Origin of the sequence: Delftia sp. K82 (assembly GCF_002193035.1) — a bacterium.
GTDB classification, from domain to species: Bacteria; Pseudomonadota; Gammaproteobacteria; order Burkholderiales; family Burkholderiaceae_C; genus Comamonas; species Comamonas acidovorans.
In genome coordinates this window covers 3262215-3282162 of the sequence record NZ_MYFL01000001.1, presented here as the reverse complement: position 1 = coordinate 3282162, position 19948 = coordinate 3262215, and the positions used below count along the sequence as shown (strand labels likewise).

19 protein-coding genes are annotated in these 19948 nt (G+C 67.8%); 8 read left to right on the top strand and 11 right to left on the bottom strand.

Annotated features, from left to right (window positions below; translation table 11 throughout):
* Positions 1 to 69 precede the first annotated feature (69 nt).
* Complete coding sequence (locus KDK82_RS14415; RefSeq protein ID WP_088165274.1) at positions 70 to 1143, top strand: YhcG family protein; 1074 nt, start codon at positions 70 to 72, stop codon at positions 1141 to 1143.
* Positions 1144 to 1208: 65 nt separating this feature from the next.
* On the opposite strand, the gene KDK82_RS14410 is transcribed toward KDK82_RS14415, so the two are convergent.
* A complete protein-coding gene (locus tag KDK82_RS14410; RefSeq protein WP_013803186.1) occupies positions 1209 to 2117 on the bottom strand; it encodes a LysR family transcriptional regulator in 909 nt (302 codons plus the stop codon).
* A gap of 115 nt (positions 2118 to 2232) precedes the next feature.
* Between KDK82_RS14410 and KDK82_RS14405 the strand changes: the two genes are divergently transcribed.
* From KDK82_RS14405 to KDK82_RS14390, 4 genes are all read left to right on the top strand, one after another.
* The gene (locus tag KDK82_RS14405; protein WP_088165273.1) at positions 2233 to 3720 is read left to right on the top strand and encodes an amidase; all 1488 of its coding nucleotides are present in this window, start codon (positions 2233 to 2235) and stop codon (positions 3718 to 3720) included.
* 59 nt (positions 3721 to 3779) lie between these two features.
* A complete protein-coding gene (locus tag KDK82_RS14400) occupies positions 3780 to 4766 on the top strand; it encodes a tripartite tricarboxylate transporter substrate binding protein (RefSeq protein WP_065346291.1) in 987 nt (328 codons plus the stop codon).
* A gap of 138 nt (positions 4767 to 4904) precedes the next feature.
* Entirely contained in the window at positions 4905 to 6101 is a 1197-nt protein-coding gene (locus KDK82_RS14395; protein ID WP_088165272.1) for a PLP-dependent aminotransferase family protein, read from the top strand.
* Positions 6098 to 6355 carry a SlyX family protein gene (locus KDK82_RS14390; protein ID WP_088165271.1) on the top strand — a complete coding sequence of 86 codons (258 nt, stop codon included), beginning with the start codon at positions 6098 to 6100 and terminating at the stop codon, positions 6353 to 6355. Before KDK82_RS14395 ends, KDK82_RS14390 begins: the two co-directional genes overlap by 4 nt.
* A gap of 55 nt (positions 6356 to 6410) precedes the next feature.
* On the opposite strand, the gene KDK82_RS14385 is transcribed toward KDK82_RS14390, so the two are convergent.
* From KDK82_RS14385 to KDK82_RS14375, 3 genes are all read right to left on the bottom strand, one after another.
* Complete coding sequence (locus tag KDK82_RS14385; protein WP_012204679.1) at positions 6411 to 6545, bottom strand: DUF3149 domain-containing protein; 135 nt, start codon at positions 6543 to 6545, stop codon at positions 6411 to 6413.
* 198 nt (positions 6546 to 6743) lie between these two features.
* The gene (locus KDK82_RS14380) at positions 6744 to 8171 is read right to left on the bottom strand and encodes a M20 family metallopeptidase (protein WP_088165270.1); all 1428 of its coding nucleotides are present in this window, start codon (positions 8169 to 8171) and stop codon (positions 6744 to 6746) included.
* Positions 8168 to 9196: a tripartite tricarboxylate transporter substrate binding protein BugE gene (locus KDK82_RS14375; RefSeq protein ID WP_088165269.1), complete on the bottom strand. Its 1029-nt coding sequence runs from the start codon at positions 9194 to 9196 to the stop codon at positions 8168 to 8170. The genes KDK82_RS14380 and KDK82_RS14375 overlap by 4 nt, the downstream gene beginning before the upstream one ends.
* 191 nt (positions 9197 to 9387) lie before the next feature.
* Here KDK82_RS14375 and KDK82_RS14370 point away from each other — a divergent pair, with 191 nt between their 5' ends.
* Positions 9388 to 10377: a LysR family transcriptional regulator gene (locus KDK82_RS14370; RefSeq protein ID WP_063326597.1), complete on the top strand. Its 990-nt coding sequence runs from the start codon at positions 9388 to 9390 to the stop codon at positions 10375 to 10377.
* Positions 10378 to 10493: 116 nt separating this feature from the next.
* Complete coding sequence (locus tag KDK82_RS14365; protein WP_088165539.1) at positions 10494 to 11033, top strand: DUF2721 domain-containing protein; 540 nt, start codon at positions 10494 to 10496, stop codon at positions 11031 to 11033.
* Between the two features lie 30 nt (positions 11034 to 11063).
* Here KDK82_RS14365 and KDK82_RS14360 read toward each other — a convergent pair whose 3' ends face one another.
* From KDK82_RS14360 to KDK82_RS14330, 7 genes are all read right to left on the bottom strand, one after another.
* The gene (locus KDK82_RS14360; protein ID WP_306417377.1) at positions 11064 to 11510 is read right to left on the bottom strand and encodes a type IV pilin protein; all 447 of its coding nucleotides are present in this window, start codon (positions 11508 to 11510) and stop codon (positions 11064 to 11066) included.
* A gap of 2 nt (positions 11511 to 11512) precedes the next feature.
* Positions 11513 to 14869 carry a PilC/PilY family type IV pilus protein gene (locus KDK82_RS14355; RefSeq protein WP_179217908.1) on the bottom strand — a complete coding sequence of 1119 codons (3357 nt, stop codon included), beginning with the start codon at positions 14867 to 14869 and terminating at the stop codon, positions 11513 to 11515.
* A 10-nt stretch (positions 14870 to 14879) separates the two neighbouring features.
* Positions 14880 to 15437 (bottom strand): PilX N-terminal domain-containing pilus assembly protein, encoded by a 558-nt coding sequence (locus KDK82_RS14350; RefSeq protein WP_179217907.1) that lies wholly within the window; start codon positions 15435 to 15437, stop codon positions 14880 to 14882.
* A gap of 2 nt (positions 15438 to 15439) precedes the next feature.
* On the bottom strand, positions 15440 to 16528 hold the full coding sequence (locus KDK82_RS14345; protein WP_088165266.1) for a PilW family protein: 1089 nt from the start codon (positions 16526 to 16528) through the stop codon (positions 15440 to 15442).
* On the bottom strand, positions 16525 to 17013 hold the full coding sequence (pilV, locus tag KDK82_RS14340) for a type IV pilus modification protein PilV (protein ID WP_051940613.1): 489 nt from the start codon (positions 17011 to 17013) through the stop codon (positions 16525 to 16527). The genes KDK82_RS14345 and pilV overlap by 4 nt, the downstream gene beginning before the upstream one ends.
* 19 nt (positions 17014 to 17032) lie before the next feature.
* Complete coding sequence (locus KDK82_RS14335) at positions 17033 to 17866, bottom strand: GspH/FimT family pseudopilin (protein WP_080736830.1); 834 nt, start codon at positions 17864 to 17866, stop codon at positions 17033 to 17035.
* A 450-nt stretch (positions 17867 to 18316) separates the two neighbouring features.
* Entirely contained in the window at positions 18317 to 19222 is a 906-nt protein-coding gene (locus KDK82_RS14330; RefSeq protein ID WP_012204684.1) for an HTH-type transcriptional regulator ArgP, read from the bottom strand.
* 70 nt (positions 19223 to 19292) lie between these two features.
* Here KDK82_RS14330 and KDK82_RS14325 point away from each other — a divergent pair, with 70 nt between their 5' ends.
* Positions 19293 to 19943, top strand: coding sequence for a LysE/ArgO family amino acid transporter (locus tag KDK82_RS14325; RefSeq protein WP_088165265.1), 651 nt, complete (start codon positions 19293 to 19295; stop codon positions 19941 to 19943).
* Positions 19944 to 19948: the final 5 nt, after the last annotated feature.

The following is a 19948-nucleotide window of genomic DNA, read 5'->3' as shown; positions in this document are numbered from 1 at the left end:
TAGTCGGCCGGATCGATTCCGCCGACACCAGACATCCAGACATCACGCCACCAGGAGGGGGGCGACCACATGGCCACTCGCAAGATATCCGTTTCTCCCGCGCTCGCATCGTCACAGGCCCTGCTGGGCAATGTGCGGGACCTGATCGAGGCCGCGCGGCTTCGCGTGGCAGCCAACGTCAACAGTGAACTCACCCTGCTGTACTGGCACATCGGCCAGCACATCCATGGCCATGAATCCGAGGTGCGGCAGGCAGGCTGCAGCGATGAGGTCCTGCCGGTGCTGGCCGGGCATCTGGTCCAGGACTATGGCAGCAGCTTCTCGGAGAAGAACCTGTGGCGCATGAGGCAGTTCTCCACCGCGTTTCCCGACCAGCCCCTGGTCGTCTCGCCGACCCGGAAATTGAGCTGGGCGCATTTCATCGTGCTGATTGCGATCAAGGACCCAGTGCAGCGCGAGTACTACGCCAGCATGGCGAGCCTCGAGCGCTGGAGCGCACGCACGCTGCGCAGCCGCATCGACTCCCAGCTCTATGAACGCCTGGCTCTGCCCTGCGATGCCGAGGCGCTGATCGCACAGGAGCCGGTCACGCCGCGCAGCACCGAGCGCATGTCGCCAGCGCTGTTCATGCGCGATCCCTACATCTTCGACTTTCTGGGGCTGCACGATGCCTGGCAGGAGGGCGACCTGCAGGCCGCCATCATCCGCGAGATGGAGGCCTTCCTGCTGCGGTCGGGCACGGGCTTCACCCTGGTGGCGCGGCAAATGCACATGCATATGGATGAGCAGGACTTCCACCTCGATCTGTTGTTCTACAACCGCAAGCTGCGGCGGCTGGTGGCGGTGGAGCTGAAGGTGGGCGAATTCACGGCCGAGGACAAGGAGCAGATGGAGCAATACCTGCGCTGGCTGGACCGGCATGAGCATGAGCAGGGCGAGAACACGCCGATGGGCATGGTGCTGTGCACGGGCAACAGCTCCGAGCAGATCGAGCTGCTGGAGCTGGGACTGCGCGGCGTGCAGATGGCCGAGTACCTGCCCGGCCTGCCTGAGCGCCAGACGCTGGCACAGCGGCTGCGGCAGGCCACACGCCGGGCGCAGTGGCATTGGGCGCAGCGCCAGCTGGAAGGCGGGCCGGCCTGAGCGCCTGCCACTGCGCTTGAGACCCGTTCCCTCTCTTCTTCCTTCGTTCCCTTCTCCTCTTCCTCCTACCCAGGCGGCAGCAGTTCCCGCAGGTGCTCCACAAATGCCCGCACGCCCTTGGACAGGGTGCGTCCGGACAGCGTCTGCAGCTCGATGGCGCGCGCATTCATGCCGCGCTCGCGGATGGGCGCCGCATGCAGCTCGCCTCGGCGCACGCGCTCGCGCATGGTGACCTCTCCGCCCAGCGACAGGCCGCCGCCGTGCAGCACGAAGTGCACCAGGGTCTCGAACTGGCCGCTGACCAGGGCGGGCTCGAACACCAGGCGGCGGTGGCTGCAGGCGATGTCGAACAGCTGGCGCGCGGTGTTGGCGTCCTCGGGCAGGGCAATGGCATGGGGATGCATCTGGGCCAGGGTGATGCTGGCATGCCGGGCCAGCGCATGGTCGGGCCGCATGATGGCGACCACCGGCGAGACCTGGCGGTGCCAGACCTCGATGTCACGTGCCGCCGCGCGGCTGTAGGTCAGGCCCACATCGGCCTCGCCGCCCAGCACGGCCTGGGTCACGGCGGCAGGCGCCTCCACACGCAGGTGGAACTGCATGCCCGGATACTGTTCGCGGAACAGTGCCATGGCGCGTGGCAGGAATTCGATGGCAAAGCCGCCCGAGCTGCACACGCGCACCACGCCCCGGCGCAGGCCCTGCAGGGCCTCGATGTCGGAGACCACACGGTCGGCCTCCAGCGCACCACGGCGTGCGTGGGCGGCCAGCAGCTCGCCTGCCGGGCTGGGCGCCATGCCGCGCGGGCGGCGCTCGAACAGCGGCACGCCCAGCATCTCTTCCAGTCCGGCGACCTGGCGGCTCACGGCCGAGGGCGAGACATTGAGCCGCGTGGCGGCTTCGCTGACCGAGCCGCTGCGCACCACTTCGAGAAAGTAGCGCAGGGCCGTGTCCTGTAGGCGGTTGGAAAGCATGGTGGCTTGCTCATGGTTTGCGAAAAACGCAACGATAAGCCAAGAAAAAGGCGATTGTCGAAATAATTTCGCCTGCTTATGCTGACTTCGTTCTGTCACAAAAACGAGGAAATCCATGGAGTTAAACGCAAGCACTGCAACGCAGCAGCCGGACCTGGCCACCGGGGGTGGTGGCGTTGTGGAGATGTCGGCCGTCGCGCTGTCGAAGGCCATCCAGGGCCGCGATCTGTCCTGCGTGGAGGTGCTGGATGCCTATTGCGCACAGATCGACCGCCTCAACCCCGTGGTCAACGCGCTGGTGTCTCCGCTGGACCGCGACTGGCTGCGCGGCCGCTCCCGCGAGCTGGACACGCTGCTGGCGCGCGGGCAGAGCCTGGGGCCGCTGCACGGCTTTCCCCAGGCACCCAAGGACATCATGCCGGCGGCCGGCATGGTGACGACCAAGGGATCGCCCATCTTCGCAGGCCAGGTCTCGCAGACCGATTGCGTGGTGTTCGAGCGCATGCGCGCAGGCGGTGCGCTGTTTGTGGCGCGCAGCAATTCGCCCGAGTTCGGCCTGGGCGGCCATACCTACAACCCGGTCTACGGGACCACGCGCAATGCCTTCGATCCTTCGCGCTCGGCAGGTGGCAGCAGCGGCGGAGCCGGCGTGGCCGTGGCGCTGCGCATGCTGCCCGTGGCCGATGGCTCGGACATGATGGGTTCGCTGCGCACGCCGGCCGCCTTCAACCATGTCTACGGACTGCGCACCTCGGTGGGCTGCGTGCCGCATGGCCCGTCGGAAGAGCTGTTCTTCCAGCGGTTCAGCGTGGCCGGCCCCATGGCGCGGGACATTCCCGACCTGGCCCTGCTGCTGTCCGTGCAGGCAGGCTTTGATGCGCGCCTGCCGCTGACCCGCCGCAGCGAGCCGCCCAAGGACTGGACCGCGCAGCTGCAGCGCGACTGCAAGGGCCTGCGCATCGGCTGGCTGGGGGACCTGGGCGGGCACCTGCCCACCGAGCCCGGCCTGCTGGAGACCTGCCGTGCGGCGCTGCGGCATTTCAAGACCATCGGCTGCACGGTGGAAGAGGCCGTGCCGGCCTTCGACTTCGAGCGCCTGTGGCGCGCCTGGATCGACCTGCGCAGCTTCAGCGTGGCCGGTGCCAACGCCGCCCTGTACCGCGACCCGGTCACGCATGCCCTGCTCAAGCCCGAGGCCCTCTGGGAAATCGAGCGCGGCCTGGCGCTGCCGGCCATGGCCGTCTATGACGCGGCGCGTGTGCGCTCGGCCTGGTACGAAACCCTGCGCCGCCTGTTCGACAGCTACGACTTTCTAGTGCTGCCCTCCGCCCAGGTCTTCCCGTTCGATGCGGCGCTGGACTGGCCGCATGCCGTGGGCGGCCGCGAGATGGACACCTACCACCGCTGGATGCAGACCGTGGTGCCCGCCACCATGGCCGGCTTGCCGGCCCTGGCCGCGCCCGCAGGCTTCGGGCCGCAGGGGCTGCCTGCCGGGCTGCAGATCATCGGCCCGGCGCAGGCCGATCTGGCCGTGCTGCAGATCGGCCATGCCTATGACCAGGCCGGCGGCTTCTCGCGCGTGCGCAGCCCGCTGCTCGACTGAAACCGCTGCATCGAGTTTTCCCAGGTTCCCGTTCCCTCGTCCCCCAGGAGATCCGCGCCATGGCCTTGTCCCGTTCCCGTTTTCTGTCGTGTCTGATGGCCGGTGCCACGGCACTTGCGCTGCCCGCAGCCAAAGCCCAGCCCCAGTCCTACCCGGATCGTCCAATCAAGCTGGTCGTGCCGTTTGCGCCGGGCGGCGCCACCGACATCCTGGGCCGGCTGCTGGCCACTTCGCTGGGTGAACGGCTGGGCCAGCCCGTGGTCGTGGAAAACCGCCCCGGTGCAGGCACGGTGGTGGCTGGCGCACTGGTGGCCAAGGCGCCGCCCGACGGCTACACGCTGCTGCTGGGCGCCAGCACCACGCTGACGCTCAACCCCGCCATCCGCAACCCGCTGCCCTATGACCCGCTGCGCAGCTTCACGCCGCTGGGGCTGGTGGCCGACATGGGCCTGGTGCTGGTGGCCCATAACGAAACGCCTGCACGCACGCTGCCCGAACTCGTGGCCCTGGCCAAGGCCGACCCCGACAAGCTGTCCTACGGCTCCTTCGGCACGGGATCCTCGGTGCACTTCGGCGGCGAAATGCTCAAGACCGCCACGGGCATGCGCATGGTGCATGTGCCCTTCAATGGCAGCTCGCCCAGCCTCACCGCGCTGATGGGCGGCCAGGTGCAGGTGGCCGTGGACACGGTAGTGGCCACCACGCCGCTGATCAAGGCCGGCAAGATCCGTCCCATCGCAGCCCTGGGCCCCCAGCGCCTGGCCCTGCTGCCCCAGGTGCCCACCGTGGCCGAAAGCGGCTACCCGGGCTTTGCCATGGACACCTGGTTTGCTTTCCTCGCCCCGGCCGGCCTGCCCGCACCCATCCAGAAGAAGCTGGAAAAGGCGCTGGCCGACGCCATGGCCGAGCCGGCCATGAAGAAGAAGCTGGTGGACATCGGCCTGTCGCCCGCATGGGGTCCGGCCAGCGCGCTGCAGGAGCGCATAGAGCGCGAACTGCCGCAAATGCGCGCCGTGGCCGCCAGAGCCGACATCAAGGTGGATTGAACGCAGCTGCCTTCCGGGAGAGAGGGGGCAGGGCGCGAATCGACTCAGGGGGCTTCTAATCGTGCAGGAAAGCTGCGGCAGGATTGGCGACAATGCAGGCTTCGCCTTTTCATTGCACCGACAAAGAGACTCCTGCCCATGCAATTCGCCGACCGTCTGAACAACGTAGAAACCTCCGCCATCCGCGAGCTGTTCAAGCTGCTGGGCAAGCCCGGCATCATCAGCTTTGCGGGTGGTTTCCCGGACAGCGCCATGTTCGACGTGGCTGGCATCAGCGCCGCCTCCCAGGCTGCTCTGCAGCAGGAGCCGGGCGCCGCGCTGCAGTACGGTGCGACCGAGGGCTACCAGCCGCTGCGCGAGCAGATCGCCGCCTTCATGGCCGCCAAGGGCGTGCGCGAGCTGGCCCCCGAGCAACTGGTGGTGACCACGGGCAGCCAGCAGGCGCTGGACCTGCTGGGCAAGACCATGATCAACCCCGGCGACAAGGTCATCGTCGAAGGCCCGACCTTCCTGGCCACCATCCAGTGCTTCCGCCTGTACGGCGCCGAAGTCATCAGCGCACCCATCGACGCCGAAGGCACCCAGGTCGATGCGCTGGAGCAACTCATTGCCGAGCACCGCCCCAAGCTGGTCTACCTGATCCCCACCTTCGGCAACCCCAGCGGCGCCATGCTGAGCCTGGAGCGCCGCAAGAAGGTGCTGGAGCTGGCCGTCAAGTACCAGACCCTGGTGGTGGAGGACGATCCCTACGGTGACCTGTATTTTGGCGAAGCGCCTCCGCCCAGCCTGCTGGCGCTGTCCAGCCAGGTGCCCGGCAGCCGCGACTGGCTGGCGCACTGCGGCTCGCTGAGCAAGGTGCTCAGCCCCGGCCTGCGCATTGGCTGGCTGGTGGCCCCGGCCGAGCTGCTGGGCCGCGCCGTGATGTGCAAGCAGTTCAGCGATGCCCACACCAGCACCTTTGCCCAGGCCACGGCCGCGCAGTACCTGAAGTCCGGCGCCATGCCCGCCACGCTGGCCCATGTGCGCGAGGTCTACGCGCGCCGCGCCAAGGCCATGGGCGATGCGCTGCGCGAGCACCTCGGCGATGCCGTGGAATTCCTGCAGCCCCAGGGCGGCCTGTTCCTGTGGGTGCGCCTGACCGGCAAGGGCGGCGCGCTGGCCGATGCCGGTGAGCTGGCCAAGCGGGCCATTGCCCAGGGCGTGGCCTTTGTGCCGGGTGCGCCGTTCTTTGCGCAAAACCCCGATGCCACCAGCTTCCGGCTCTCGTTCGCCACGGCTGACGAGGACAAGATCCGCGAAGGCATCGCCCGCCTGGCCCAGGCGCTCAAGGCATGAGCGTGGCTGACGACGCAGAACACGGCGGCGGGCACGCAGACGCCGGTGCCCTGCAGGCGCGCGTGATGGAGCTGGAGATCAAGGCCAGCTACACCGAAGACCTGCTGGAGCAGCTGAACCTGACCATCTACCGCCAGCAGCAGCAGATCGACCGGCTGCTTGACGAGCTGCGCGACCTGCGCCGCCGGGTGCCCGAAGGCGGACCCGCCGGCGGCGCGACCAATCTGCGCGACGAGCTGCCCCCGCACTATTGAGTGCGCAGGGCTGCTGCGTGCGAATGCCCAGGCCAGCCCCTGCCTGGGCATTTCTTCATTCAAGCGGCTTGTTGGCCACGTGCTTCATCTTGCCCAGGAACAGGCGCAGGAAAAAGCCCGCCATGATCAGCATGAAGACGATGGCGCCCAGGCTCATCAGGCCGTAGTCGGTGGAAAAAAGATCAATCATCAGCTTCACAAGTCCTCCTGTGGTTTGTTGGTATCGGTAGGGTCCCGATCCAACTATCGCCGTGGCCTGGCGCGGAGGGCTTGTGATGGGTCAACGCGGCGGCGGGGTGGGTTTGCGGCAGCGCAAAGGGGCAAGCCCCGGCAAGCCCGGGAACTGGTCATGGGGTAGGAGTCGATCATCCAGGGCGAGCCAAGCCCATCACCCCCGCATGAACGGCAAGGGCACCTCCGCAGGAATCGGGCACGCATAGGGTCGGCCGCCGCGGCGCTCAAGCAGCTCCGCCTTGGCCTGGGCAATGCGTTCGGGCTGCTCCAGCAAGGCGATGGCCGTGGCCGCCAGCACCTGGGCGGCGCGCACCATGCCTGCGTGGGCCAAGCCGGACTGGCCTTGCGAGACCATCTGCCAGGAATGCAGCGGCGTGCCGAAGGCGTAGCAGGCCACCCAGGCCTGGACGGTGGGCGTGATCCAGCTCACATCGGCCACGTCGGTGGAGCCGAACAGGGTGTCCTCCACGGCAGGATCGTAGGGTGCCAGGCCTTCGAACACGGCTGGCACCTTGCCGCGCAGCACGCTGGCCAGCGGGCGGCTGACCTGGTCCACGTCGTTGCTGTCCAGCGTGGCCTGGAAGTCTCCGGCCAGGCGATGCAGTCCGGGGTCCACGTGCAGCGGGCCCAGGGCCTGCATCTGCGCATACATCACCTGGTTCAGCGTGCGGTTCTGCAGCAGGTTGGAGCAGGCCTTGTCAAAGACGATCTCCAGCCGGCAATCCGTCATCAGCGCGGCGCCGCGTGCCACGTTCTGCACGCGCTCGTACAGCGCTGCCGCCTCGTGGTTGCGTGCGGCCCGCACCAGGTACAGCACCTCGGCGCGCGCCTGCACCACGTTGGGCGACAGGCCGCCCGAGTCGGTGATGGCGTAGTGCACCCGCGCATCGGTGGGCATGTGCTCGCGCAGGTAGTTCACGCCCACGTTCATCAGCTCCACGGCGTCGAGCGCGCTGCGGCCCAGGTGCGGGGAATGCGCGGCATGCGCGGCCTTGCCGTGGAAGATGAATTTCGCCTGGATGTTGGCCAGCGTGCTCTGGCTGAACACGCCGGTGAAGCTGGCCGGGTGCCAGGTCAGCGCCGCGTCCACATCGTCGAAGACCCCGGCGCGCGCCATGAAGGTCTTGCCCGATCCGCCTTCCTCGGCCGGGCAGCCGTAGTAGCGCACGCGTGCCTTGGCACCGCTGCGGCGCAGGTGCTCCTGCAGCGCAACGGCCGCGAAATGCGCCGAGGTGCCCAGCAGATGGTGGCCGCAGCCGTGGCCCGCCAGGCCCGGGCTGTCGGTGGAAGGCGTGCAGACCAGGGCGCCGCTTTGCTGGTTCAGGCCCGACAGCGCGTCGTACTCGCCCAGGAAGGCCAGCACCGGGCCCTCGTCGCCCCATTCGGCCAGGAAGGCCGTGGGAATGCCGGCCACGCCGCGCGTGATGCGAAACCCGGCCTGCTCCAGCGCATCGATGTGCAGCCGGGCAGAAGCGGTTTCTGCATAGCGCAGCTCGGCCAGGGACCATATGATGTCGGCCAGGGCCGCCATGCGCGGGGACTGCTGCTGGAAGAAGTCCTGGAGATGCTCGACTGCGCTCATTCCGGTTTCACTCCTGCCTTGTCCAGCAGCGCCTTGTTGCGCTGCAGTTCGCTGGCGATCTGGGCGGGGAAGCGGGCCTGGTCCATCTCGGTGACCGAGGCGCCCAGCAGCTTCAGGTGCTTTTGCACCTCGGGCAGGCGCACGGCCCTCACCGACGCATCCTGCAACTGCCGGACGATGGCCGGTGGCGTGCCGGCCGGCACGACCAGCCCGAACCAGCTGATGCCCAGGTCGTTGAGCTGCGCGTAGCCCAGCTCCTTGAAGGTGGGCACATCGGGCAGGTCGGGCGAGCGGCTGTCGCCCGACAGCGCCACGGGGATGAGCTTGCCGCCCTTGATCTGGGGCATGGCCGAAGGCAGCTGGTCGGTCATCACCTGCACCATGCCGGCCAGCGCATCGTTGAGCGCCGGCCCGTTGCCGCGGTAGGGCACGATCTGCACCTGGGTCTTCATGGTCTCGTTGAAGGACGCCACCATCAGATGGCCCAGCGTGCCCAGGCCCGGCACGCCCGCGCTGTAGGCGCCGGGCTGGGCGCGCAGCCTGGCCAGAAAGCCCGGGAAATCCTTGACGCCCATCTTGGGGTGGACCATGTAGACCGACGGCATGGTTACCAGATTGGCCACGGGCAAAAGCCTGCCTTCCAGCTTGGCGGCGCGCGTGTACAGCGAGGGATTGATGGTGGCCGTGCTCACCGTGGCCATGCCGATGGTGTAGCCGTCAGGCGCGGCCTGGGCCATGCTTTCGGTGCCGATCAGGCCGCCAGCGCCGGCCTTGTTGTCCACCACCACGGGCTGGCCCAGCGTGCTGCGCAGGCCCTCTGCGATCACGCGCGCAACGATGTCGGTGGAGCCGCCTGCCGCAAAGGGCACGATGAGCTTGACCGGCTTGTTCGGATAGGCGTCGGCCGCATGGGCCGTGGAGGCTGTGTGGGCCAGAGTGAGGCCGCACAACACGGCGGCAAGACCGGACGTGCCCAGCGAGAGCAGGGTGCGCCGCGGCAGCTGAAATAGGGGTTTGGCTTGCATGGCATGGGTTCCATCTACGGGGGAAGGAGCCGCAGGCCTGGGCCGCGCGGGCTCCCGATGCAGGCGACTATAGAAATCCTGCCGCCCGCGTGGGCCACGGTATTTGTGCCAAGCTATAAGCCGTTCCGATAGCTTGCCCTGCGCCGCCTGTGGCGCGCCAGGGCCTGCCTGGGGAAAACACTGAGACTCCCATGAGCAATGACTTCGATGACCGCGACGGCCTGGACGATGCGGCCACGCCCCAGGGGCGGCTGCTGTATTCGCGCCTGACCAAGCATGTGCGCCTGCGCCAGCTGCAACTGCTGGTGGCGCTGCAGCAATGCGGCTCGGTGGTGCAGGCCGCCGCCACGCTGCACATGAGCCAGTCGGCCGCCACCCAGGCGCTGGCCGAGATGGAGCGCGTGCTGGACATCCGCCTGTTCGAGCGGCATGCGCGCGGCATACGCCCCACGCTGGCCGGCCAGACCCTCGTGGACACGGTGCGCGGCGTGCTGGCCGCGCTGGAGGAGGTGGCGGAATCGCTGGCTGCCATTCGCCGGGGCGCCGCGGCCGCGCTGCGCCTGGGCGCCATTCCGGCGGCAGCCCTGGCCATTCTTTCGCCCCTGCTGGCGCGGTTCTATGCCGAACATCCCGAGGTGCATGTCGATGTGCACGAAGACGCCAGCACCCGGCTGCTGTCCCAGCTGCTGGGCGGCGGGCTGGACGCGGTGTTCTGCCGCGAGCCGGCGCTGCTGCCCGGCCCCTTCGTCTTCGAGCCGCTGCTGGCCGACACGGCCGTGGTGGTGGCCGCACGCTCGCATGCACTGGCCGGGCGCCGTGACGTGCCGCTGCAGGCCTTGACCGGCGCGCGCTGGGTGCTGCCCACGGCCAACATCGCCGTGCGCGGGATTTTCGAGGCCGAGGTGCTCCAGGCGCTGCCCGATGCGCCCTGGTTTCCCGTCTCCACCGTTTCCCTGCCGATACTGGAGGGCCTGTTGAGCCAGCCCGGCGCCGTGGCCCTGGTGCCACTGAGCATTGCGCCGGGCCTGCAGACCCATGCGCGCGTATGCCGGCTCGATGTGCGGCTGACGGGCAGGTTGGCGCCGCTGGGCGTGGTCTGCCGGCGTGACCAGGCGCCCGCCTTGCTGACCGAGATGCTGTCGCTGTGCCGGCAGATGCTGCCAGCGCCACCGGCCCGCTGAATGCCAAAAGCTGGCGACATGGCTTCTTGCCGCCCCCGCTTGCGGCCACAATACTGTCCGCGCGAAAACACGGCAGCATGGCCGCACCAGACAACAGAAAGCACGCAGAGGACCGCATGATCAATTGGTCGCTAGACGCCGATACCGTCACCCACAGCATCCAGCTGGCGCTGGCGCCGGTGTTCTTCCTGACGGCCGTGGCCGGCATGATCGGCGCCGTGGCCGGGCGGCTGGCCCGCATCATCGACCGCGCGCGCAAGCTGGAAGAACTGCTGCGCAACCCGCAGGAAGAGGACTTCATCGCGCGCAGCCTCACGGAACTGCACTTTCTGCGCAAGCGCGGCCGGCTGGCCAATGTCTGCATAGGGCTGCTGACCGTGTGCGGCTTTTGCATCGGCCTGACCATTGCCCTGCTGTTCCTGGGCGAGGCCTACGGCATCAACGGCCATGGCTATGCGGTGCTGGGCTTTCTGTTCGGCGTGCTGATGTTTCTCTCGGCCCTGGCCTGCTTTCTCTGGGAAACCATCATGGCCACCAGCCTGCTGGACTTCCACACCCTGACCCGCGTGCGCGCGGCTGTGCGCACCATACAGCGGCCGGAACCTGCCGGGCCCGGGGCGCCGGTCCCCAGCCCTGGGCCGGGCAGCGAACCCTGAGCGCGGCTGCCGGGGCAAGCTGCGCGGCTCCTACCAGCAATCGCGCGCAGACAGGGTGCCCTTGCGGACCCCACCCACGCCCAGGTGGTCGTAGGTGAAGGTATGGCATTTGTCGCTGAGCTGGCTTCGCAGCGGCGAGGCAATGAGGGTGTAGCTCGATGCGGTGGGGTCAGGGCTCAGCGACAGTTCGTAGAAACCGTCGGGAGATCGGCTGGCATAGACGCCGGTGCCCCCCAGCGTCGCACCCTCGTAGGTCAGGTTGGCGGAAAAGTACTTCTCCATGGCGCCTGCGGCCTCCAGCAAGGCGCGTCTGCCATCGGTGCGGCGGGACTTGCGCAGGTATTCGGCATAGCTGGGATAGGCGATGGCCGACAGGATGCCGATCACGGCCACCACCACCATCAGCTCGATCAGGGTGAAGCCGCGTGCCGCCCGGCGGCGGCCGGGCGTCGGCAACGGGTTGTTCTGCATGCCCATGGTCAGTCCAGGCCCAGCGGATGGATGTCGGCCGGGGTGTCCTCGCGCCAGGAAATGCGCCTGTTGCTCAGCGGCCCCTTGCTTTCGGCCAGCGACTGCAGGCCTGCGGTGCTGTTCATGACCTTGGTTTCCTGCTTGCCGTTGTTCAGAATGGCGGGCTGCGAGCTGATGCCCTCCAGCCGCGCCCCCCCGGTGGCGCGGCCGTTGTCGCCGTAGCGGTCGCTGCCGTCCACCGTACCGTCGCCGTTGATGTCGAACAGGCCGTCGGCATACTTCTCCGCGCCCTGGCCGTCCAGGGAGAGTTCCATCAGCCAGCTATGGCCGCCTGCCGTACACATCTGCGTGCTGGGCACGGCCGTGGTGAAGATGATGCGGTCGCGGCGCAGCATGGGATGGGTGATCAAGCGCTCGCCCGCGTCGGCCAGGGGCATGATCCAGTTCCTGTTGCCGGGGCGGCCGTCGGAGATCAGCCGCAGGGACATCTGCGTGGTGCGGCCATCGCCGTTGGCGGCGCCGGCGTCGACACTGGTGACCTTCAGCACGCTGTGGCTTGCGGAGGAGCCCCCGGCGCCTTCGTCCAGCAGGCTGAAGAAGTACTGGGATGCGGAGGCCGGGGCCGCAGCGTCATGGTCGCCGACCTCGAAGCTCTTGCCCGTGCCGTACAGCAGCTGCACGTGCGATTGCAGCGTGCCGTGGCTGATCTTGGCCTCGGGCCGCGTGGTGATGGGCTGCCCGTGGAAGCTGCCGCCCCAGGGGGTGCTCATCGGTGCAGGAGTGCCGTTGACCGACGGCACGATCCCGCCCCCGTCCCCGCTCGCGGCCATGAGGTCGAAGCGCCACATGTTGCCCTGCAGGTCTCCCGCATAGACGCGGTCCACCAGCCCGTCGTCATCCAGGTCCACGGCAGCCGGCGTGCTCAGGCCATTGGGCCACCTGCGCGTGCTGTCTTGCACGCCTCGGCGAGTGTCCCATTTCCTGTGCAGCGCGCCGGTCTCCAGGTTGACGGCGTACAGCACGGCATTGCCGCTGGCGCTGGCCGCGCCGTCCGCCTCCACATTGTTGTAGCCGTTGCCGAACAGGGCCATCCAGCCTGCCCGTGTCCTGGCGATGGAAGGCTGCGCGAAGCTGAAGCCCATGTCCATATCGAAACCGGCCGGTCGGTTGCTGCCCGGTGCGCGCCGGTCGCGGTCGCCGAACTCCCACAGCACGACGTCCTTGGCGGCGGCTTCGGTGATCGCATCGGGATCGGTGATGTCCAGCGCGTACACGCCCTGGCCCCCTGCGCCCAGACCCCCCACGAGGATGGTCCGCCACCGGCCGCCGATGAAGGCATCGGACACCATGGGCGAGCCGTCCACGTAGAAGCGGTGGCGGTAGTTCGGATCGGACAGCTGGCGCAGGTGGGGGATCACGGTCGAGGGGACATAGGCAAAGAGCTCCTGCCCCGTATCCGCGTCGAAAGCATGCAGCATGCCGTCGTTGGCTCCCACGTAGACCATCTTGCGGCGATCGGCCCGTGCCTTGCGGAATTCGCGGTAGGAGGCCTCGGTGTAGGGCATCTCGGGCGCGCCCACATACACCGGGGCCGAGTTGACGATGTCGCCCAGCAGGCTGGTGCGCCTGCGCAGGGGTCCACGGGGCGCTTCCTGCGCCTGGCTGCCCCGCAGGTAGGCCAGCACGTCGGGCGATCCGATCTGCCTTTGCTGCTCGGGGTTCAGTGCATCCCAGGCAAAGGCCACGCCTTGGCGCGTGTCGGGCCGGTAGCTGAGGATGCGGCGTGTCGCAGGAATGCGTGCCTCCCACTGCGCCTGTTCGGCCACCGCAGTGCCTGTGATGCTGTGCGCTGACAGCGTGCCGCTCCAGTCGCGGGGATCGAAGCGGGCCTGGTAGATCCTGGTGCTGCTGGACACGTTGGTGGAGTTGGCCGCCACGGCGGCCACGCTGGAGGAGCGGGCGGCGATGTCGGCGAAGATCGCCTGCATGGCGGTATCGAGGGTCGCGGGGTCGTTGGCCGCGAAGGCGCGCTCCGTGCCCCCGGCGGCGGCCACCTCGTTCAATTGCTCGGGATTGGTGCCGAAGGGCAGGGCGAATCCGATGACGAAGGTCTCCACGTTGGCCTCTTGCCTGAGGCGCCGCGCGGCCTCTGCCGTCTGGCGCAGGCCGCCCGCCATGTCCTGGATGATGGTGCCGTCGGGCCGGGTCGAGGGCAGGCCGTCGGTGAGCAGCACCAAAAAGTTGCGGCCGCAGGACTGGGGCAGCGGATAGCAGGCGGGCACATAGCCCTCTGCCGCATCGCGCCAACTGCCCCCCTCGCCCTGGAAGTAGTCGAGCGCCGTCAGCAGCGTGCCCTCCAGCGGCGTACTGCCCGCGTTCTGCAGGGGCAGGGCGGGATTGGTCGGCCCGTTGACCACAAACTGCGAGGTGGCCAGCTTGCGATCCAGCGCGGCCCTGTGGGCGCCGTCCAGCGGCCGGATGGGCTGGTGCAGGAAGCCGCGGCCTGGAAAGCGGCGGGAACCGTCATTGCGCCACCCGTTGCTGAACCAGGCCGAGCCTATGGGCGTGAGGAACATCTGCCTGCCGAAGTCGAAGATGCCCTGGGCGAAGTCGGAGTCGGTGGCCTCGAAAGGTCCCCTGAACCAGAAATCGCGATAGCCCGCAATGTCGGTGTCGTTGGCACCGGTGACATTGTCGGTACCTATCTTGCTGCGGAAGCAGGCATAGCGGTCCCAGGTGCCATCGGGTGTCTCGGTTGTGCGGAAGCCGTCGGGATTGGCGGGCGTGGCCGCGGCGTTGGCTGTGGCGGAAAAGCAGTGGGCGGCCGTGTTGCCGAGGCCGTACATCGGCAAGGCCACGTTGAAGTGGATGAAGCGCCCAGGGTCGTTGGGGTTGGGGAGGCGGAAGCGCTTGTTGTCGGGGCTGGCGCGCGAGCCTTCCCAGTCCCGGTTCCAGTGCCTGGGGTTGTAGCTGACGTCGTACAGCGAGTTGCCCAGGCTGGTGATGTCAACGCGGTCGTTCTGCTGGTAGGCCATCAGGCCCAAGTTCATGCGCCCCTGGTGGCGTTCAATGATGGTGCGGGCCGCGGTGCGGGCGATTTCGGACTTGCTGTTCGCACTGTCGCTGCCCACGGCCCAGCCGTTGGGTGCCTCGTCCATGCTGTTGGAGTTGTCCATGATGAGCAGCACGTTGGGCGTGGCGTTCTGCGTGGCCATCAGGGGCACCTGTGAGATGTTCAGGGGCACGGGGCGCACCGGTGCCGGAGGCTGCTGCGCGCGGGGGCCGGCCATGCAGGCGAGCAGCAGCATCGCCACTGCCGCCGGCAAGAGGGGGGTGCTGGGCTTTTGCAGAGGGAGTTTGCGCATGGTCTTTCCTTCAATTGATGTACATGCTTTGCAGCACCACCCGCGAGGCCGGACTGCCATCGGCGCGCCGGGCCGCTCCCATGCCGATGGCCGTCACGCGAAAGACGGGAGGGCGGCCCTGGTCGGCGCCATAGCCCTGCACGACCACGCTTTGAGCAGGGGTCTCCAGCCGCTCGATGAGGTAGCGCGGTGCCGGTGCTCCCTGGGGGCCGGGGGCGGTCTGCCCGGTGTGCGTGCCCAGCGCCACGCCCAGCGTGTCCTGGGCAATGAGCGCCTCGGACCACGAGCTGCCGTCTTCCCTGGGCAGGCACAGGCCCGCTGTGCAGGCATCGTCAAAGGCCTCCAGGGCCGGGTTGCGGGTGGTGATGTCCTGCTCTCCGTCGCGCAGCGCGGCCTCGGCGGCCTGGAAGGCGATGTGCCAGTCGTTGCGGTTGCCCGTGGACCGGCCCTGCAGCAGGCCCATGTTCATGGCGGCCAGCGACAGCATCACCAGGGCCATCATGATGATCATGGTGGTGATGAGCGCCAGGCCGCCCTGTGTCCGTGTTTGTGTCCGTGTCCTTGCCATGCTCATTCCACCCGGTTTCGCAGCGTGAAGACCGCGCTGAATTCACGGTACAGCCGCCGATCGGCTGCGGTGGTGCGCTGGGGAGCGCCGTTGCTGTCGCGATAGAAGGTGTAGCTCTGGGGTGCGTGCAGCAGCGCACCCATGCCAGGCGCGGAGGCCATGAGAAGGCGCACTTCCACGGCGCGCACGGCAGGAGGCGGTGGCGGCGGAGTCGGGCCCGGCGTCGTCGCTCTGCCGGCCAGGCCGGAGCCGGTGTTGTTCCATACGCTGTTGCCGGGAGCCTTTTGCTGCACGGCGGCCGAGGGCTGGCCGTGTATGGCCTCGATCTTGAGATCCACGGCCCCTTCGGCCAGCATGCGGCAGCTCAGGTTATTGGCTTTGCCTTGCTCGGGCTTGGGATCGATCAGGCTGCTGGAGCAGTGGATGAGGCCGGTGGCGCTGCCGTCCTTGAGCCGCCCGATGAAGAACAAGTCATTGACTGCGGGCAGCACGCGTGCATCGCGCTTGAGGGGCGTCAGGCCGCAGGCGCCACGGTCCGGAGAGAAGCCGGAAATTCCCGATCCGGGCGGGGGCTGGATGCAGGTATCCAGGAGCACCCGGCGGGAAATGTAGGTCTGCGAGCAATCGGTCGCGACGACCACATCGTTGTCGCTCAGTTGCTGGCTGCTCTTGTGCGTGCCCGTGCCCGCGGTCCTGAGCACGTCCGACCGGGCGCTGGCCTGGGCAGGGACATCTTCCGCGAAACTGGTCCAACCATCCTGTGCCTGTCCGCGCCGGATGCCTATGGGGTCCAGCAGATTCCAGTGGCGCCCGAGCCTCAGGGGCTCGGCGATGAAGGGGGGAACCTTGCTCAAGGCCGTGCTGCAGCCCGTGAAGCCCGCATTGCGCACCGCCTGGCCCATCACGCCAAAGCTCAGGCGTGCATCGCTTTGCATGCGCGCCAGTGCATTTTCATGGCGCAGCAGGCCTCTTGCGTTCACATACAGTCCCGCCAAGGCGGCCAGGAGAAACAGGGCGATGACCACCGCCACCATGAGTTCCACCAGGGTCAGGCCCTGCTGCGGGCCACGGGATGCCAGCCGATCTCTCATGGGATGACCTCGATGCTGTGTTCTTCGGGGTTTCCATCCCCGCTGCGGGGATGGCTCCAGGTCACGGTGATGAGGGTCTTGCCTTCGGCAGTCTTGACGCTGCCCTGGCCCTGGGCCAGGGCGTTGCCCAGGTCCCTTTGCCACAGGCACAGCCGGTACTGGGCATGGGCCTTGTCGTCGCCGCCTTCGCCAGGGTCGCTGCAGGATCTGGGCGCGGTGCCGCCACCGCCGTCGAAGTCGCCTGCCAGTGCGCCCCGGCGGTTGGCGCGCAGGCGTTCCACCATCTCGGCGGCCTTTTGCACGGCCGCCGTGCGCTGGTAGGAGGCATTGAGGTCGCCCAGGTTCTGATAGAGCCCCTTGAGGGTGCCCAGCAGGCCGGCGGAAATGACCACCAGGGTGACCATGACCTCCACCAGCGTGAAGCCTGCCTGCGATGCCGCAGCTGCGGCGGGGGTGGGAGCGGGGTGTGGATCCTTCCTGTCCATGCGAAGTCCTCGCTTGTGTTCAGAGGCTGGCGGCGCAGCCTATGGCTGGCGGCTTGCTGCTGCCAGAGGCGCGGGGCAGCGGGTCGCGCGGCGCCAGGTCCTGCAGGCCACCGGCATACATGGCGATATGGCGGGCGGGCAGGTGCCGGGCGCGACTCGGGCAGGCCGTGAAGGTCACGTCCGGGTTGCAGGGGTAGGCCACGCGGTGGACCTGCTCGGCGCCCGGTGCGCCCTGGCGGGCCGTGGGCCAGCAGATCTGCCCGTCCGGAAGCGCGTGTACGGCGTGGCCCGCCGATTTCATGCCCTGGCCGCCCGTCGGATACCAGGCGAAGAGATCCACGCTGCGCACGCTGGGAAACACCCTGAGGACCTGATCGTCCTCGTCGATCACGCGGGGGGTGCTGCCGTCGCTGAAGGCGATCAGCTCGCCGGACCAATCCTGGAGCCCCTGATAGGGACCACTGCCGATGGCGGTGTCGCTGCAGGCCTTGCGGCCCGCGCTGGCAGGGCAGATGGTGATGCGCTGGTTGCGTCGTCCCGCCTCGTGCTGGGCCATGCGCAGGGCCGCGGACAGGCGCATCAGTGCGGACTCCTGCTGGCTGGCCTGCACCATGTCGTTCATGTTGGGGGCGGCAATGGCCAGCAGGATGACCATCACGGCCAGGGTCACCATGATCTCCACCAGGGTGAAGCCCTGGTGGCGCCCTGCGGGCGGCGCAGGCATGCCGCCGGCTTCGCGGCGCCGCTGGCATGCCGCATGCGCAATGAATGGAATGCGCAAATGAAAAGCGAAGGAGTACTCCTGCATTGTCTGACCCGTGTATTCGTCCCTGTGTATTCCTGTGGTGTTCATAGGCGAATCCTGAATATCCGGCAATGGAGGAATTGCCGGAGATGACGATTTCCTGGATATGGCAAGTATTTCGAGGCGCGTCTATTGCCTGCGTGATTTTCAAAAAGAGTGGCGGCTTTATGAAATTGCCTTGAGGCCCGCGAATTCTCTAGGCTCACTGCAAATGATGTCAAGGCTTTTCAGAAAATCTGAGTCCTTCTTTTTGCCCCCCGGGACGCTTGTATCTGCCTTATAGGAATGCTCCTATTTGATTTCTAGGACTGTTCCTGTTTGTATTTTCCGGGCGTGCGCGGGATTATCTGATGACGCCGGTATTTCAGCGGCTTCAATGAATGGAAGACCTGTTTTTTCCGGTATTGCGATGATCCCGGGCCGGCAAAAACGCATTGGCCGGGGAGGTGGATTCGGCGGAGTGGGCGAGGGGGAAAGAGGGGGGCGTCGATGGCCCCCTCACTCCATCGGGTCAAGACAGGCGGCTGCCGCCTGGATCACGCAGTCCGTCAGCCGCTGCAGGCTGGCCTGCGCATTGCGCGCATGGGCCCAGTACATGGGAATGTCCAGGTCGTTGCCGGGCAGCAGCTCCACCAGGCTGCCTTCGGCCAGCTGCGCGCCGATCATCAGCGGCGGGTGCATGCCCCAGCCCATGCCCAGCTCGCAGGCCCGCGTATAGCCCTGGTTGGAGGGAAGAAAGTGGCGCGGGGTGTTGCGCCGCCCCTCTGCGCCCAGGCGCTGCAGCCACTGGTCCTGCAGGCTGTCCTTGCGGCCGTAGCTCATCATGGGCGTGCGCGCCATGGCCTCGGGCGTGATGCCGTCCTTCAGGTAGCGGCGGATGAAGTCGGGGCTGGCCGCCGCCACGTAGCGCATGCGGCCCAGCGGCCAGGTATTGCAGCCGGGAATGGCCGAGGAAGTGGCCGTGACGGCGGCCAGCACCTCGCCCTCGCGGATGCGCTTGGCCGTGTGGTCCTGGTCGTCGATGCTGATGTCCAGCAGCTCGTTGCCGTCGCGCGTGAAGGCGGACATGGCATCCATGAACCAGGTGGACAGCGAGTCGGCATTGACGGCCAGCTTGAGCGTGGGCAGGGCGGTCTGGCCCTCGGGGACCAGCTCCGGGTTCTTGCGGCGCAGATCGTTTTCGAGCAGGGCCACCTGCTCCAGGTGCAGGCACAGCCTGCGGCCCGCATCGGTGCCCGAGCAGGGCTGGCCGCGCAGCACCAGCACCTGGCCCACACGCTCCTCCAGCAGCTTGATGCGCTGGGAAACGGCCGAGGGCGTGACATGCAGCTTGCGCGCCGCGCGCTCGAAGCTGCCTTCGCGCACCACGGCCGCCAGGGCCTCGAGTCCGGCGTAGTCGAGCATTTAGATATTCTTCATTTGGTTGAGTAAATGTAATTTTACTTAACCATTTGCCGGCCAGACAATCCCGGCCATGTGGAATGCAAATGTTTCTTCTTCCTGGCTGGCGGGCTTCACGGTCTGCCTGTCTCTCATCGTCTCCATCGGCGCCCAGAACCTCTATGTGCTGCGCCAGGCCGTGCAAGGCCAGCATGTGCGCGCCTGCGTGGCCTGGTGCGTGGTGAGCGACGTGGTGCTCATCGGCCTGGGCGTGGCGGGCATGGCCCGGCTGCTGGGCGACAACCCCGACCTGGCCCGCTACCTGACGCTGGGCGGCGCCCTGTTCCTGCTGGCCTATGGGCTGATCGCGCTGTGGCGCATGGCCATGGCGCCCGATGCGCAACTGGCGGCATCGGGCGGGCAACTGGCCCCGCGTGGCCTGCTGGGCGTGGTCTCCACGCTGGCCGTGATCACCCTGTTCAACCCCCATGTCTATCTGGACACGGTGCTGCTCATGGGCTCCATCGGCGCGCGCCAGGAAGGCGTGCTCAAGTGGGTCTATGTGGTGGGCGCCGCATCGGCCAGCCTGTCGTGGTTCGTGGCGCTGGCCTTTGCGGGCCGCCGCATGAAGCGCCTGTTCGAGAAGCCGCAGGCCTGGCGCGTTCTCGATGGCCTCACGGGCGTGATGATGCTGGCGCTGGCCTGGTGGGTGGCTGGCAGCGCGTTGGCACCGGCAGGTGGCTGACGGCG

What these genes read in the sequence shown, in the direction of transcription:
- KDK82_RS14415 (WP_088165274.1), top strand. Translation starts at nt 70, where the DNA reads ATGGCCACTCGCAAGATATCCGTTTCTCCCGCGCTCGCATCGTCACAG.
- KDK82_RS14410 (WP_013803186.1), bottom strand. Translation starts at nt 2,117, where the DNA reads ATGCTTTCCAACCGCCTACAGGACACGGCCCTGCGCTACTTTCTCGAA.
- KDK82_RS14405 (WP_088165273.1), top strand. Translation starts at nt 2,233, where the DNA reads ATGGAGTTAAACGCAAGCACTGCAACGCAGCAGCCGGACCTGGCCACC.
- KDK82_RS14400 (WP_065346291.1), top strand. Translation starts at nt 3,780, where the DNA reads ATGGCCTTGTCCCGTTCCCGTTTTCTGTCGTGTCTGATGGCCGGTGCC.
- KDK82_RS14395 (WP_088165272.1), top strand. Translation starts at nt 4,905, where the DNA reads ATGCAATTCGCCGACCGTCTGAACAACGTAGAAACCTCCGCCATCCGC.
- KDK82_RS14390 (WP_088165271.1), top strand. Translation starts at nt 6,098, where the DNA reads ATGAGCGTGGCTGACGACGCAGAACACGGCGGCGGGCACGCAGACGCC.
- KDK82_RS14385 (WP_012204679.1), bottom strand. Translation starts at nt 6,545, where the DNA reads ATGATTGATCTTTTTTCCACCGACTACGGCCTGATGAGCCTGGGCGCC.
- KDK82_RS14380 (WP_088165270.1), bottom strand. Translation starts at nt 8,171, where the DNA reads ATGAGCGCAGTCGAGCATCTCCAGGACTTCTTCCAGCAGCAGTCCCCG.
- KDK82_RS14375 (WP_088165269.1), bottom strand. Translation starts at nt 9,196, where the DNA reads ATGCAAGCCAAACCCCTATTTCAGCTGCCGCGGCGCACCCTGCTCTCG.
- KDK82_RS14370 (WP_063326597.1), top strand. Translation starts at nt 9,388, where the DNA reads ATGAGCAATGACTTCGATGACCGCGACGGCCTGGACGATGCGGCCACG.
- KDK82_RS14365 (WP_088165539.1), top strand. Translation starts at nt 10,494, where the DNA reads ATGATCAATTGGTCGCTAGACGCCGATACCGTCACCCACAGCATCCAG.
- KDK82_RS14360 (WP_306417377.1), bottom strand. Translation starts at nt 11,510, where the DNA reads ATGGGCATGCAGAACAACCCGTTGCCGACGCCCGGCCGCCGCCGGGCG.
- KDK82_RS14355 (WP_179217908.1), bottom strand. Translation starts at nt 14,869, where the DNA reads ATGCGCAAACTCCCTCTGCAAAAGCCCAGCACCCCCCTCTTGCCGGCG.
- KDK82_RS14350 (WP_179217907.1), bottom strand. Translation starts at nt 15,437, where the DNA reads ATGGCAAGGACACGGACACAAACACGGACACAGGGCGGCCTGGCGCTC.
- KDK82_RS14345 (WP_088165266.1), bottom strand. Translation starts at nt 16,528, where the DNA reads ATGAGAGATCGGCTGGCATCCCGTGGCCCGCAGCAGGGCCTGACCCTG.
- pilV (WP_051940613.1), bottom strand. Translation starts at nt 17,013, where the DNA reads ATGGACAGGAAGGATCCACACCCCGCTCCCACCCCCGCCGCAGCTGCG.
- KDK82_RS14335 (WP_080736830.1), bottom strand. Translation starts at nt 17,866, where the DNA reads ATGAACACCACAGGAATACACAGGGACGAATACACGGGTCAGACAATG.
- KDK82_RS14330 (WP_012204684.1), bottom strand. Translation starts at nt 19,222, where the DNA reads ATGCTCGACTACGCCGGACTCGAGGCCCTGGCGGCCGTGGTGCGCGAA.
- KDK82_RS14325 (WP_088165265.1), top strand. Translation starts at nt 19,293, where the DNA reads ATGTGGAATGCAAATGTTTCTTCTTCCTGGCTGGCGGGCTTCACGGTC.